This window comes from Erwinia sp. JH02, from assembly GCF_013074405.1.
GTDB classification, from domain to species: domain Bacteria; phylum Pseudomonadota; class Gammaproteobacteria; order Enterobacterales; family Enterobacteriaceae; genus Erwinia; species Erwinia rhapontici.
In genome coordinates, this window is record NZ_JABANZ010000007.1 from 1 (window position 1) to 13457 (window position 13457).

The 13457-nt window shown below is 53.0% G+C and carries 15 protein-coding genes; 10 read left to right on the forward strand and 5 right to left on the reverse strand.

Annotation, left to right across the window (positions count from 1 at the left end; translation table 11 throughout):
• The 6 genes from HHI26_RS17685 to HHI26_RS17710 all read left to right on the forward strand — a co-directional run.
• Positions 1 to 348 (forward strand): N-acetylmuramoyl-L-alanine amidase (locus HHI26_RS17685; RefSeq protein ID WP_205945563.1); only part of this gene is annotated, 348 nt, incomplete at its 5' end.
• Complete coding sequence (locus HHI26_RS17690; protein ID WP_171149445.1) at positions 342 to 779, forward strand: hypothetical protein; 438 nt, start codon at positions 342 to 344, stop codon at positions 777 to 779. The genes HHI26_RS17685 and HHI26_RS17690, both read left to right, overlap by 7 nt.
• 67 nt (positions 780 to 846) lie before the next feature.
• Positions 847 to 1281, forward strand: coding sequence for a hypothetical protein (locus HHI26_RS17695; protein WP_171149446.1), 435 nt, complete (start codon positions 847 to 849; stop codon positions 1279 to 1281).
• A gap of 191 nt (positions 1282 to 1472) precedes the next feature.
• Complete coding sequence (locus HHI26_RS17700; RefSeq protein WP_171149447.1) at positions 1473 to 1619, forward strand: hypothetical protein; 147 nt, start codon at positions 1473 to 1475, stop codon at positions 1617 to 1619.
• A gap of 178 nt (positions 1620 to 1797) precedes the next feature.
• On the forward strand, positions 1798 to 2559 hold the full coding sequence (kduD, locus tag HHI26_RS17705; protein ID WP_159338338.1) for a 2-dehydro-3-deoxy-D-gluconate 5-dehydrogenase KduD: 762 nt from the start codon (positions 1798 to 1800) through the stop codon (positions 2557 to 2559).
• A gap of 59 nt (positions 2560 to 2618) precedes the next feature.
• Entirely contained in the window at positions 2619 to 3257 is a 639-nt protein-coding gene (locus tag HHI26_RS17710) for an RpiB/LacA/LacB family sugar-phosphate isomerase (RefSeq protein ID WP_133844663.1), read from the forward strand.
• 71 nt (positions 3258 to 3328) lie between these two features.
• Here the strand turns inward: HHI26_RS17710 and HHI26_RS17715 are convergent, their stop codons facing one another.
• A complete protein-coding gene (locus HHI26_RS17715; RefSeq protein WP_133844661.1) occupies positions 3329 to 3649 on the reverse strand; it encodes a cupin domain-containing protein in 321 nt (106 codons plus the stop codon).
• Positions 3650 to 3652: 3 nt separating this feature from the next.
• Positions 3653 to 4834: an oligogalacturonate lyase family protein gene (locus tag HHI26_RS17720; protein ID WP_171149448.1), complete on the reverse strand. Its 1182-nt coding sequence runs from the start codon at positions 4832 to 4834 to the stop codon at positions 3653 to 3655.
• A gap of 504 nt (positions 4835 to 5338) precedes the next feature.
• On the opposite strand from HHI26_RS17720, the gene HHI26_RS17725 reads away from it, so the two are divergent.
• From HHI26_RS17725 to HHI26_RS17740, 4 genes are all read left to right on the forward strand, one after another.
• The gene (locus HHI26_RS17725) at positions 5339 to 6913 is read left to right on the forward strand and encodes an MFS transporter (RefSeq protein WP_167864179.1); all 1575 of its coding nucleotides are present in this window, start codon (positions 5339 to 5341) and stop codon (positions 6911 to 6913) included.
• Between the two features lie 83 nt (positions 6914 to 6996).
• Complete coding sequence (locus HHI26_RS17730; protein ID WP_241008308.1) at positions 6997 to 9078, forward strand: right-handed parallel beta-helix repeat-containing protein; 2082 nt, start codon at positions 6997 to 6999, stop codon at positions 9076 to 9078.
• Between the two features lie 24 nt (positions 9079 to 9102).
• Positions 9103 to 9783, forward strand: coding sequence for an oligogalacturonate-specific porin KdgM family protein (locus tag HHI26_RS17735; protein ID WP_133844653.1), 681 nt, complete (start codon positions 9103 to 9105; stop codon positions 9781 to 9783).
• Positions 9784 to 10019: 236 nt separating this feature from the next.
• Positions 10020 to 10682, forward strand: a complete 663-nt coding sequence (locus tag HHI26_RS17740) for a hypothetical protein (RefSeq protein ID WP_171149449.1) — start codon at positions 10020 to 10022, stop codon at positions 10680 to 10682.
• 66 nt (positions 10683 to 10748) lie between these two features.
• On the opposite strand, the gene HHI26_RS17745 is transcribed toward HHI26_RS17740, so the two are convergent.
• The 3 genes from HHI26_RS17745 to HHI26_RS17755 are packed head-to-tail and all read right to left on the reverse strand — an operon-like array spanning position 10749 to position 13449.
• Positions 10749 to 11690, reverse strand: a complete 942-nt coding sequence (locus HHI26_RS17745; protein ID WP_159338342.1) for a metallophosphoesterase — start codon at positions 11688 to 11690, stop codon at positions 10749 to 10751.
• A gap of 11 nt (positions 11691 to 11701) precedes the next feature.
• Positions 11702 to 12541 (reverse strand): carbohydrate ABC transporter permease, encoded by an 840-nt coding sequence (locus HHI26_RS17750; RefSeq protein ID WP_133844647.1) that lies wholly within the window; start codon positions 12539 to 12541, stop codon positions 11702 to 11704.
• Positions 12538 to 13449: a sugar ABC transporter permease gene (locus HHI26_RS17755; RefSeq protein WP_133844645.1), complete on the reverse strand. Its 912-nt coding sequence runs from the start codon at positions 13447 to 13449 to the stop codon at positions 12538 to 12540. Before HHI26_RS17755 ends, HHI26_RS17750 begins: the two co-directional genes overlap by 4 nt.
• Positions 13450 to 13457: the final 8 nt, after the last annotated feature.

The following is a 13457-nucleotide window of genomic DNA, read 5'->3' on the forward strand; positions in this document are numbered from 1 at the left end:
TGTTTTCTGACCAAAAAATGCGAACCGACGGATTTTCAAAAAGTGGCTGAACTGGAAAAGTCATGGAGAAATTCTGACAAAGTGCATCAGATTGAAAAAGTGAAAAACTACCCTGATCGATTCCCGAGCAATGTTGATAGTATTGGGATCGAGATTGTGGGTGAGTCAGAAAAAACAGGACCAAAGAAAAAACTCATCTACGAACCCGTCAACGATCGGCAAAATGATTCACTTAAATGGTTAATTAAAGAGTTAACTACCACGTTAAATATTCCTATGCACGAAATATATCGTCATCCTGAAATAGGAAGGAAAAATGCCACGGAGGCGAGCACAGCAAAATGGTAATAAAAATAAAATCACTCTATTATATTATTTTCTTAGGCACATTCATATCAACACCAGTTCAGGCGAGAGTGGTTAAAGATATTGAGATTACAGAGACTGGTACACATGATGAAGGGCGTAATGATATAAATGAAATTGAAGCCTGCAAGGTATTTATACCCAAAAAAGAACAGTTAATTCGTTATTTTAATCTCGCCAAAGAGTCAAAGGAAAGCGGGAATATTCTTCATGAGTACTACTCTCCTTGTCTGTCTACCGGGTTGATCACATTCGAGGATGGTGATTCTGGGAGTTGGATTCTGCAATCCAGTGGTTTTGGCTATGTGACGTTCAGTAATAATGAAACAACCTATTTTTTCCATAATCAAGACAACCAATGGACCGATCCTTACGCCTGCACCTATGGTTTAAGTGACGAACCCTCATGCTAAATAAACTACTGCGCCGAGGCTGGCGCAGTTTTTTCATGTTAACAGTGAAAGGGAAATTTTCCTGTAAATGATAAATATTAAAATGACTTTTTATCTCGTGCTCTCTCTACTCCTTTATATATCTATTCAGGCTCAGGCAAGAGTAGTGAGTGAGATTACAATCGATGAAGTTGGAGCATATGATGAAAGGCGTGGAAATAAAAATGAAAAAGAAGCTTGTAAAGTCTACAGGCCAACAGAAAAGCAAATGATCCGATTTTTCAATCTTGCAAAAGAGTCGCAAGAAATTGGAAGCTTACTTCATGAATATTATTCACCTTGTCTGACAACAGGGAAAATAAAATTTAAAGATGGAGCGTCCGGGGTCTGGACAGTTCAATCCAGTGGCTTAGGGCTTGCTATTTTTGATAATGGCGACTCAGCCACTTTTTTCCTTAAAGACAACCAGTGGACCGATCCTTATGCCTGCACCTATGGCTTAGGTGATGATCCAATATGTTAAATAAACCAATGATAAAGGGTCGTTCGGAAAAGATGATCGACCCCTACGAGAAATCGCAATCGCGTTGGGTTTTTAAAACCGACAGCGAGTACGATTTTGCGTGGAGGGGGCCAGCTTGAGGTAAGCCGGGCGTCACGCGCCAGGACGGCGCGTGTCGAGGCCCGCATGGATGCGTCTTTTGCCGATCCGGCGTGCTCAAACTGGCCCCGGACCTGACGCCGGATGAGCAGCCACTCCTGTTTGTGATGCAGACCTGGCCCGTGGTACACACCATCCGCCCGGGCCGATCGGAAAAGATGATCGGCCTCTACATCATTCCTGAACTCTCCAGGATGTGATCCCCGCAGCAAAAATAGATACTCAGGTTTATATAAAATGAAACATCGTTTCATTTTGTTGAGTTTACCCCACTTTGCCGTTAAGCTGCCTGTATCAGTTTTGGTATCGGGCACTGTCCGCACACTTTAGGGTCACGGCAAGCGCCTGAACATGTTTGGTCAAACTCAAGGAAATAACATGATTCTGGATAATTTCTCCCTGTCGGGAAAAGTGGCGGTGGTGACCGGATGCGATACCGGTTTAGGCCAGGGCATGGCGCTCGGCCTGGCGGAAGCGGGCTGCGATATTGTCGGTATCAATATTGTCGAACCCACAGAGACCATTGAACGCATCGCGGCAACCGGGCGTCGTTTCCTCAGCCTGACCGCCGACCTCAGTGACACCAAAGTGATCCCGGGATTGCTGGAGCGCGCAGTCGCCGAGATGGGCCACCTGGATATTCTGGTGAATAACGCCGGGATTATCCGCCGTGAAGACGCCATCGACTTCAGTGAAAAGAACTGGGATGACGTGATGAACCTGAACATCAAATCCGTGTTCTTTATGTCGCAGGCGGTGGCAAAACAGTTTATCGCGCAGGGAACAGGCGGGAAAATTATTAACATTGCGTCGATGCTCTCTTATCAGGGGGGTATCCGTGTGCCTTCTTATACTGCCTCGAAAAGCGCGGTGATGGGCGTCACCCGTCTGCTGGCGAACGAATGGGCGAAGCACCAGATCAACGTCAACGCGATTGCACCCGGCTATATGGCCACCAACAACACTCAGCAGCTGCGCGCCGATGAAGCCCGTAGCGAAGAGATCCTCGGCCGCATCCCGGCCGGGCGCTGGGGCCTGCCAGCCGACCTGATGGGGCCGGTGGTGTTCCTCGCATCTACAGCATCTGACTATATTAATGGCTACACCATCGCCGTCGACGGCGGCTGGCTGGCGCGTTAATACCCCCTAATTCACTGATGTGCAGCGGGCGATCCCGCTGCACCCAAGAGGACGTTAAAATGAAAATTGCACTGATGATGGAAAACAGCCAGGCGGCTAAAAACGCGATTATCCTGAAAGAGCTGAACGCGGTCGCCGGGGAGAAAGAGTACCCGGTGTATAACGTTGGCATGTCAGACGAGCAGGATCACCACCTGACCTATATTCACCTGGGGATCATGGCCAGCATTCTGCTGAACTCGAAGGCGGTGGACTTTGTGGTGGCGGGCTGTGGCACCGGCCAGGGCGCGCTGATGTCGCTGAACCTGCATCCGGGCGTGATCTGCGGTTACTGCATTGACCCGGCAGACGCCTTCCTGTTTGCCCAGATCAACAACGGCAATGCGCTGTCGCTGCCGTTTGCCAAAGGATTTGGCTGGGGTGCCGAGCTGAACGTGCGCTTTATCTTCGAAAAAGCCTTTAGCGGTGCGAAAGGTCAGGGCTATCCGGCCGATCGTAAAGAGCCTCAGGTACGCAATGCCGGCATCTTAAATCAGGTGAAAGCCGCCATCGTTAAAGAGAACTACCTGGATACACTGCGCGCTATCGATAAAGAGCTGGTAAAAACGGCGGTCTCCGGCGAGCGCTTCCAGAAATGCTTCTTCGAGAACAGCCAGAACAAAGAGATCGAAAACTTTGTGCGTGAAATCCTCGCATAACGCGCTCTCTTTCTTCAGGCATAAAAAAACCGGTGCTGAATCAGCACCGGTTTTTTATTGGGCACGATAACTTATAAAAAGTCCTGCCGCTGCGGGGTGAAGGTATCTAACAGCACGCCTTTTTCCAGGCAGATGCAGCCGTGAACAATGTCCGGCTTTTTATACAGCGTATCGCCAGCGCCTACTTCATGAGTTTCGTCGCCGATGGTAAAGCGGAAGCGGCCGGAGAGCACATAGGTGAGCTGTTCATGCACATGGTGATGCATCGGGCCAATGGCGCCGGTCTCAAAGCTGACCTCCACCGCCATCATGCTGCCGCCGTGGGCCAGAACGCGACGGCTTACGCCATCGCCCAGGTCCTGTAAGGGTCTGTCTTGCTTGTAGATAAACACGGTTTAATCCTTCCTTAATGAGTGGCGCAGGGCATCCGGGATCTCCGCCAGATAGAGCGCAGGCAGCCCTTCATGGTCGGTCGTGAACAACACATGGCGATCGTCCGGAGAAAAAGAGGGGTGCGGATGGGTCACCTGGCGGTCACCGTCCAGCACCTGCCAGGAACTGTTATGTGCAGCCAGCGGCGCATACTGACGCGTCTGCGCATCGAAAATATACAGCCACGGATCGTTTTCAATGGTGTGGCTGGCCGTATCCTTCACATCTACCGGTGTACCGGAGCCATCGCCGACCAGCAGTGTGCCGTTGTCATTGCTCATCAGATGCGAGCAGGCAGGCATGGTCATCAGGCTGATGTCTTCACCCGTTTGCGGGTCGAAGCGGCGAATATGGCGGTCGTGCTGGCCCTTCAGATAGGAAACATAGATCAGCGCAGAGCCGTCCGGCACCCAGAACTCATGAGTGCAGCTTTCCCCTGGCGCGTGTTCTTTCACTTTACGCACGTTGCTGCCGTCTTCATTCACCAGCCACATACGCGCATCCACCAGATCGTGCGGGCCTTCATGGCAGAATGCCACGGTGCTGTCGTCAAACGGACGATAGATCGGGTGCCCCAGCCACTCATTTTTTTCATGGATGACGTGAGACTGGCCGCTGAGCAAGTCGATGCGCAGCAGGCGGCAGTGCGGGTTACTGTGATAGAACGACTGGAAAATGGTCCAGTCAGAGAGCGGCGTCCAGTCCTTGCGGTCGATCTCAATCCCTACCAGGCTGGTGCACTCGCTGTTGGCCACCCAGGTGCCGTAACCGACCCAGGCATCCGGCACCTGATAGACGGTTTCCTCACTGAAGTCAGCCAGCGTAACGCGTTGCAGCAGGCGTTCATTTTTAACGTAATAAAGGTGCTGGTCATCCGGCGACAGGAAACCGCCGAAGGTGTTATCACCTGCGCCCTCCGTCAGTTGTACCGCCTTCTGCGTCTTCAGGTCGAGCAGGTAATAGTTGCGATGACCGTCAAACTCTCCGGCAAACAGCAGCTTGCTGCCGTCGCGGGTAAAGCACTTCTGATAGAAGTAGTTACGGTGGCACAGCACATCAGGTGGCGTTAAGCGCGTCACCCGGGCGCCGGTCTGCGCATCCTGAACGGTGTGGAAGTTGAATTGGATCTGAGAACCTTTTGCCATGATTCACTCCATCGGTGGCCATGAGTGTCGCCCTGTGTTGAGCGTCTTCATTTAATTGAAATGCTGTTTCATAAATATGAAAACACATTACCACCGTGGAGAAGGCTGCGGGGTCAGTCGCTGCCAGAAATGCAAAGCCGATCACAAAACAGCCGCTTTTTGTTCAGAAAAGCGGGATAGATGGCGCAGGTAGTGGGACGTTTTTTTCTTTTCTCACCGGGATGCTTCGGACAAATTGTTATATTTAAGTGTCTGTATTGTAGTAAAAATAACAGCTATTTCATCATTTTTATGCGGCATCACGGTGGGCCAGGTGAGGCTGGCTTAGTCGTTTTATTGATAAGAATGTTACATGTCTCGCAAATCTGTCTGAGAAATCACCGCCCGCTGTTTTAAGTGTGAGTTAATTCACATCTATTCAGTGGGGAGATCTATATAAAACACCGTATCTATAAAAATAAAACAACGGTTCATTTTTATAAAATCTCTCTGGGCGGGGCTCACATGAACGTAGAAAAACCAATTCTCTTCAGACATCAGCTGGCATACGGCGGTGGTAATTTACTCGGTAGCGGGGCGCTGGCGATTGCCGGTATCTGGCTGCTTTACTTCTATACCACTTTTTGCGGGCTGACGCTGTTACAGGCGTCGGCGATCTTCTCTGTTGCCAGCATCATCGATGCGATCAGTAATCCGCTGATGGGCTATCTTTCGGATAACTTCGGCAAAACCCGCCTCGGCAAACGCTTTGGCCGCCGTCGCTTCTTTATCTTACTCGGCATCCCGCTGATGATGGTCTACCCGCTGCTGTGGGTGGAAGGCTTCGGGTTCTGGTACTACCTCTCAACCTACGTGCTGTTTGAGCTGATCTACACCTCGGTGATGGTGCCTTATGAAACCCTCGCCACTGAGATGACCACCGATTTCTCGGCGCGCTCGAAGCTGACCGGCTACAAGGCGATTTTCGGTAAGGTTGCCAATTTCCTCGCGGCATTTATCCCTGGCCAGTTCATTCTCATTTACGGTAAAGAATCTGCCGAGCCGTTCTTCTTCACGGCGCTGACCTACGGCGTGATTTTATGCGTGGCGATGATCATGTTGTATATCTCCTCCTGGGAACGCCCGGTAGAAGAGACGACGCCGGTCGATGAGAAGAAAATGACGCTGGCGAAAACCATGCTGACGCTGGTGCGCGATATGAAGTCGACCTTCCATCTGCGCGTGTTCCGCAAGCATCTGGGTATGTACCTGTGCGGGTTCGGCGCCGAGTGGCTGTTCGCCTCGGTCTTCACCTACTTCATCATCTTCGTGTTGCAGTACGACCCGGCGATGGTGGCGGGCCTGAGCAGCCTTAACTCTCTGTTACAGCTGTTCTCCACCGCGATCTTTATCGGCATCTGCGTCAAGCACGGTTTCAGTAAACCCTACATTCTGGCGCTGGGCATCGTGGTGTTCTCCGTGGTGTGTTACAGCCTGCTGCACTTCCTGCATTTGCCGCAGCAGTACGCCACCGCCGCCATGCTGGGCATCACCGTGGTATTCGGCATTGGTACGGGCGGCGTCTACTACATTCCCTGGACGGTCTATACCTTCCTGGCGGATATCGATGAAGCCTTTACTGGCCGTCGCCGTGAAGGGATCTACGCCGGTGCCATGACCTTCTCCGGCAAGCTGATGCGTTCGATCATTGTCTTCGCGATGGGCGCCATCCTCAGCTTCTACGGCTTCCAGTCTAAATCTCAAACGCAGCCGGAAAGTGCTATTACGGCAATTGCGCTGGTCTTCTGTGTGGGCGTGATTGCGCTGGCGCTGATGGCGATGGTCTTCAGCCATCAGATGAAGCTGAACCGCAAAACGCACCTGGTGGTGCTGGGCGAAGTCGCCAGAATCAAATCGGGTGGGCTGATCGGCCATGTTCAGCCAGACGTGCGCTTAGTGATGGAAGAGCTGATCGGTTACCCGTATGAAGAGTGCTGGGGCAACAGTAAAGTGTGCCGCAAAATCTTCGATACCCCTGCCGTTGAACTGGTTGAGGAGCCTGCACCGAAACCGCTGGTGAACCGCACACAGCATCCGTAATACCCCGATTTAACACGCGATTTATCCACCTACCGACTGGCCGGAAAACCCGGCCAGCGGTGCCCTGCGCCTAAAGGATGAGAATGATTATGTGGGAACGTCAACTCTGTATTATCACGTTGTCCCTCGGGCTGAGCGCGCCCGTTGCGGCGGCGCTGCCGGAGCCTGGCACGCTGGTCTGGCACAGCATCACCTTTGGTCAGTCGACCGACGTTAATTTTGCCACCAACGTACTGGCAGACAAAATCGGTCGCAATGAAACCCTGCTGGCCGGAGGCAAAGCGGTGCCGGCAGAAGGCAGCCTGCTCACCACGCCCTTCACGCTGGAAAGCCGTGGCGGCAAGGTGGGCAACAGCCACGATGGCCTGACGTACTTCTATACGCGCTTACCGGCGGACGCCAATTTCCTGCTGGAAGCCGATATCACGCTGAATCAGTTCGGCCCGGAAAACGGGGCAAAACCGGCCGGGCAGGAAGGGGCGGGATTGCTGGTCCGCGATATTTTAGGCCCTGCACGCGCGCCCGCTGTTCAGCCGGGGATTGAAGAGTTACCGGCCGCCTCGAATATGGTGATGAATACGGTGATGGCGATCGGTGACAAGCCGCCCGTGGTGGCGCTGGTGGCCCGTCATGGCGTGCAGCAGCCCTGGGGCAATACCGGCATCGGCATCGTGCGTGAGCCGTATCAATCGTTGAATACGCCACAGCATTTTTCACTGCGTCTGAGCCGAACAGACAGCGGGTTTGAGGTGGCGTATGCCCCTCAGGGCGGCAGCGCATGGAGCAGCAAAACGGTGGCGGGTGCAGACCGTATCGCCCAACTGGATAAAACGCAGTATTACGTCGGCTTCTTTGCGTCACGTAATGCCAGCATCACGGTGAATCACGCCACGCTGACGCTCAGTGAGGCACATACGCAGCCCGGTGCGCCGTATATCGCGCCTGTGCTGCAATCGCGTATTGAAGTGATGTCATCCCCTCGCCTCACCAGGCGTGACGGCGTGTTCCAGCTGCGCACCAACGGCAACGGTCTGATCACTATAGAACGTGGTGACACCGTGCTGCTGCGCCAGAAAAGAGTGCGTGGCGGCGACGTAGTGGCGCTGCCGGTGAAGGTCACATCGACGCCGCGCGATCTCAAGGTCACCTTTACACCGGATAACGGCCAGCGTTTGACGCAAACGTACCCGCTAAGCCTGGCGCAGGTCAGTCATCCGGATACGCTATACGCTTCCGCGCAGGGGGCTGCGGATAACGATGGCTCACGTGAACATCCGCTGGATGTAGCCAGCGCCGTCAATCTGCTGGCGCCGGGCGGCACGCTGTGGCTGGCGGAGGGCGAGTATCCGGCCACGGTGATCCCTGCCACGGCCAGCGGCACCGGGCAGCACCGTAAAATGCTGCGGCCGCTGGGCGACAACGTGGTGTTTAACGGTCTGACGCTCGATGCCAGCTACTGGCATATTCAGGGCATCACCGTCACGAAGAAAAGTTTCCATATTGCCGGCAGTCACAACCATATCGACCGCGTCCGTGCTCATCATGCCGATGATACCGGCATCTGGGTCGCCTCACCGGATGGCATCGGCCGCGCGCTGTGGGCCAGCCATAATCTGATCAGCAACGCTGAGTCCTGGGGTAATCAGGACCCGGGACGGAAAAACGCTGACGGTTTTGCGGTGAAAATGCGTGTCGGTGAGGGCAACCACCTGGTGAACTGCTATTCCCACGACAATATTGATGACGGTTTTGACCTGTTCAACAAAATTGAAGACGGCCCGAACGGCAGCGTCACCATCGAAAACAGTCTGTCGGTAAATAACGGCAGCAACGGCTTCAAACTGGGAGGCGAAGGGCTGCCCGTGGCGCATGTGGCGCGCAACAACATGGCACTGAACAACGGCATGGATGGCTTCAGCGATAACTTCAATCCAGGCGCGCTGATTATTGCAGGCAACCGGGCGCTGGATAACCAGCGGTTTAACTTCCTGTTCCGTCCGTCGCCTTACACCACGCCAGATAAACAGGGCACGTTTAGCGGCAATATTTCTCTGCGTACCGTGCCGGGGAAATATGACGATGTGGTCAGCGGTAATACCGATGACACGAATGTTTTTTATCACGTGAAAACGAGTGAATTAATCAAAAGTACGATCCAAAAATAACATCAAACTCTCTGGGATACCAAAATGAAAAATAACAGACTGCTGCTCTGCGGTCTGCTGCTGGCCAGCGCCAGTAGTCAGGCCGTCACTCTCGACGTTCGCCATGAGTGGCTGGACGACAGTAAACAACACAAAGATCGGTTCATGGTGTCACACCGGTTTGATAATGGCTTTGGTTTTTCACTGGAAGCCAAATGGAAATCGGGGGGCGATAATAAGAATAAAGCCTTTACCGATCTGGTGGATAGCGGTACAGAAAGTACCGTCAGTTATCAGTACAAAGTCACGCCCGCCTGGTTCCTGCAGCCGGGGTTCACCCTGGAATCCAGTTCGGATAACAGTATTTATAAGCCATTTTTAACCACCGGATACCAGTTTGAAAACGGTATTTATTTTAACGTGCGCTACCGTTATGAATATACGCGCTCGACGAAAGAAAATACGGATGATAAGAAAACGAACCGGGGTGAACTCTGGCTGGGTTATCGTCTGGCGGACTGGCGCTTTGAATATAACTATATTTATAAGCACAGTGACCAGGTGTTATACGACAACGACAAATGGGATTATGAGCAGGATCTGAAGGTGGCGTATAACATCAATAAGCAGTGGACGCCGTATGTGCAGGTGGGTGATGTTTCTGTCAGGAAAACCGCCGATGACAGGCAGACCCGCTTGCGCATCGGGGTTCAGTATAACTTTTAAAGCTCACGGCTGATGCGTTGCGCCCGCCGGGGTTCCGGTGGGCGCAACGTCTGATTTTCAGGTCTTTCACCGTCCCTGAAAAAATAACAGGAAAATTCGCTTTTTTTCGCCTCAAAATAGTATTTTTACTCATTGTCGCTATGACCTTGAACTGATAAGTTGCCACCGCGTTTGGGAACGCGAAAAACTCAGAAATCAAATGAATAACATGTTGAAAAATATAAAGGATTATATTTATGAAGGTTCTTTTTGTCGGAAGCGGTCTATCGGCCCAGCAGGCGCGTAGTGATAAATATCACGACCATATCAAAGTGTGCCTCAATAATGCCTGGCGTATCTATGAGGGAGGCGAGTTTGATTACTGGATACATCCTAATGATTTTCCGAAGGAGAATTTCCCTTCTTGCGTGAATTATCAACATGAGATCAGGCATGAAGAATACTCTGCGGTTATTCATAAAGGTGCCCGTCGTTTGGGTATTCAGGCGGATACAGGCTTTGATATTGAAATAAATATTGGCTACACCTCTTTTTTCCAGGGCCTGTACTGGATAATGCTGGGTTTATCGCCAGAAAGAATTGGTTTGCTTGGGTTTGACCACGACTATAACAAAAATAAAACGGATAAATGGGTCGCGGACGACAAGCCTAATATTCAGAATTTTTTTAATAATAAAAAAGAAAAAACCATAAAAGAGTGGGCGGATAATTATTTTCAGGGGTTTGAAAAAGACTTTTTCTATGGCCATGGTACGCCTGATCCAATGCGATATGGCCCGGAATATATCGAGAGAAAAATGGTCCTGGCGCAGGAGAATGCAAAAACCCTTGGGATCTCGATCGTCAACTATTCTGAGCGCGAATCGCCCTATAAAATATTTGAGCGTCATATTATTTAATATTCTTCTTTTCGTCATGCCGATTCTTGCTGCCGTCCGCCCGTTGCCGCAAGAATCGGATAAGTACTAATCTTTTGTCAGTATCCGGCTGATTTCATTTCCGTATCCCCTTACAGTCACGACGCCATCCAGCAGTTCCACCACCGCGTAAGGGACGTCTTCCGCGCCGTCGAGCATCCCTTTCATAATAATAAAATCGGTATTGTCGCGCCGCACATAGCCACCGCGATGGTCATGCCCGGTAAAGCAGGCACGTACCTGATAGCGGCACAGCAAATCAGCCAGTTCACCGCCATTCCACAGGATATGACCCGTATGCGGGGCCAGCGGATAGTGACCAAACACCACCACGGTTTCTCCCAACTGCTGGGCCTGTTGCAGCTGCGTTTCAATCCATGCCAGTTGAGCACTGCTCACCGCGCCGTTCCACAGCTCGGCCTGCGGTTGCTGACGGGCCACCAGGTCGGCCAGTATCGCTTTCGCCTGCTGACGGTCATCACCGTTGCCCTGATTGCAATACAGGCTGATGTCATTACCGTCGAACACGATAAAGCGGTAGCCCGCAAGGCGGAACTGATAATAGCTTTTCGGTAAGCCCGCTGGCGGCGTATGCGCCGATGTCAGGCGGTCAGAAATCACCTGCGCATCATGGTTGCCAATCACAATCGCATGCGGATGATGCAGTGTTTCATACAGCGGCAGTAGCGCCTGATAGCTTGACCAGTGGCGATCCACCAGGTCACCCAGCGTGACGACAAAATCGAGCGGCTTGCGGTTAAAGGTGGCAATCGCCTTAGGCAGCTTGTGCAGTGCATGGCGATAATAGAGATTTTTCGGCACATCTGCCTCCACATCAGCGTACTGCGGGTCGGCAATCAGGCCAAAGCGCAGCGTGCCGTCGGCGGGATGAGTGGAGCGCATCACCGGTGGCTGATACAGCATGGCCGCAGCGCCCAGCGCCTGACGTTGCAGAGAAGAAAGCGGGTGCGGTGTGGTTTCAAAAGACATATATCGCTCCGTTAGCGGATGCCGGCACGCATAAACGACTGAACAAACTGACGCTGGAAAATCAGGAACAGCACCAGCAACGGCAATGACGTCATCAGCGTTGCGGCCCCGACCAGCGCCCACTGTACCCCTTGTTCCGGGGCGGAAAACAGCTGCAAACCGACGGTAATGGGCCGCACGTTGACCGAGTCGGTGATCACCAGCGGCCAGAGGAAATCGTTCCAGTGGAAGCTGATCGACACCAGCGCAAACGCGATATACACCGGTTTGGCCAGCGGCACATAAATACGGCGCAGAATGGTCCAGCGGCTGGCACCTTCAACGATCGCCGCTTCTTCCAGCACCAGAGGAATACTTTTAAACGTCTGACGCAGCAGGAAAATAGCAAAGGCCGAAGCAAGATAGGGCAGTGCAATGCCCCACAGTGTGTCGCGCAGCCCCAGCGCGCCCACGGTTTTGTAATTGTTGAGGATCAGCACGTCGGGGCTGATCATCAGCTGTAGCAGGATCAGGGCAAACAGCAGACCGGAGAACTTGAGGCGAAAACGGACCAGCGCATAGGCAGCCATTGTCGCCAGCACCAGCTGGCAGATCACAATCATCAGCACCAGCAGCGTAGTGTTGAGGAAATAGCGGGCGAACGGTGCGGCGTGCCAGGCATCGATAAAGTTCTGCAATGTCAGCGGGGAGAACAGCACAAAGGTGCCCTGATCCGATGCAGGATGAATGGCAACCCAAACGGCCACCAGAATCGGTAGAAACCACAGCAGGGCGGCCAGCCAGATCGCCAGATTCAGGCACAGACGGCCCAGCGAAAACGACCGTGCGGGAAGCGTCATGGTCAGGCTCATTGGTAATGCGCTCGCTTATCCAGCAGGTGGAATTTGATTAAAGCAATCGCGCCGAGGATCACCAGCAACACCACGGTCATGGCGGAAGCGGCCGGTAAATCCCAGAAGCTGAAAGCGGTACGGTAGATGTAATAGAGCAGCAGACTGCTGCTGTTATTCGGTCCACCGTTGGTCATGGCGATCACCTGGTCGACAATGCGGAACGCGTTCATCGAGGCATTGATCAAAATAAACAGCGTAGTGGGCATCAGTAATGGCCACTGCACGCGGCGGAAGAAATAGCGGCGTGAGGCGCCTTCAATGTCTGCCGCCTCACTCAGCCGCGGGTCTATCTGCTGCAATGCCGCCAGATAGAAAATCATAAAGAACCCGGCCTCACGCCAGACGGAAACGGCCATCAGGCTCCAGAGCGCACTGTCGGGGTCCCCCAGCCAGTTGACGGGCGGCAGCGAAAACAGCGCCAGTAGCTGGTTGAGCAGGCCGAGCTGGGGCGTGTAGAAAAACAGCCACAGGTTGGCGATGGCAATCATCGGCAGCAGTGAAGGAATAAAAAAAGCGGCGCGAGTCAGCGCGCTGCCGCGCAGGCGGCGATTCACCGCCAGCGCCATCAGCAGGGCCAGCCCCACCGCCAGCGGGATCGTGACCGCGGCATACAGCAGGTTATTACGCAGCGACAGCATAAAAATGTCGTCATCCAGCAGTGCGGCGTAATTATCCAGCCCGACGAACCGGGCCGGATGCCCGTTGCGCGCCGCAGAGAACAGGCTCTCCCACATCGTGGCCACCGCCGGATAATGGGTAAACGTCAGCAGAAACCCCAGTGCCGGTAACAGCAGCAGGTAGCCATAAATCTGCATTGACAGACCCCGATTGCGGGCAGCCGGTGCCAGAGTGTGAAGAGAGCGCATAGGTGTCC

Excerpts from the sequence above, each read along its gene's own strand:
- HHI26_RS17740 (WP_171149449.1), top strand. The coding sequence starts at position 10,020 with ATGAAGGTTCTTTTTGTCGGAAGCGGTCTATCGGCCCAGCAGGCGCGT.
- HHI26_RS17690 (WP_171149445.1), top strand. The coding sequence starts at position 342 with ATGGTAATAAAAATAAAATCACTCTATTATATTATTTTCTTAGGCACA.
- HHI26_RS17710 (WP_133844663.1), top strand. The coding sequence starts at position 2,619 with ATGAAAATTGCACTGATGATGGAAAACAGCCAGGCGGCTAAAAACGCG.
- HHI26_RS17750 (WP_133844647.1), bottom strand. The coding sequence starts at position 12,541 with ATGAGCCTGACCATGACGCTTCCCGCACGGTCGTTTTCGCTGGGCCGT.
- HHI26_RS17735 (WP_133844653.1), top strand. The coding sequence starts at position 9,103 with ATGAAAAATAACAGACTGCTGCTCTGCGGTCTGCTGCTGGCCAGCGCC.
- HHI26_RS17695 (WP_171149446.1), top strand. The coding sequence starts at position 847 with ATGATAAATATTAAAATGACTTTTTATCTCGTGCTCTCTCTACTCCTT.
- HHI26_RS17720 (WP_171149448.1), bottom strand. The coding sequence starts at position 4,834 with ATGGCAAAAGGTTCTCAGATCCAATTCAACTTCCACACCGTTCAGGAT.
- HHI26_RS17730 (WP_241008308.1), top strand. The coding sequence starts at position 6,997 with ATGATTATGTGGGAACGTCAACTCTGTATTATCACGTTGTCCCTCGGG.
- kduD (WP_159338338.1), top strand. The coding sequence starts at position 1,798 with ATGATTCTGGATAATTTCTCCCTGTCGGGAAAAGTGGCGGTGGTGACC.
- HHI26_RS17725 (WP_167864179.1), top strand. The coding sequence starts at position 5,339 with ATGAACGTAGAAAAACCAATTCTCTTCAGACATCAGCTGGCATACGGC.
- HHI26_RS17755 (WP_133844645.1), bottom strand. The coding sequence starts at position 13,449 with ATGCGCTCTCTTCACACTCTGGCACCGGCTGCCCGCAATCGGGGTCTG.
- HHI26_RS17745 (WP_159338342.1), bottom strand. The coding sequence starts at position 11,690 with ATGTCTTTTGAAACCACACCGCACCCGCTTTCTTCTCTGCAACGTCAG.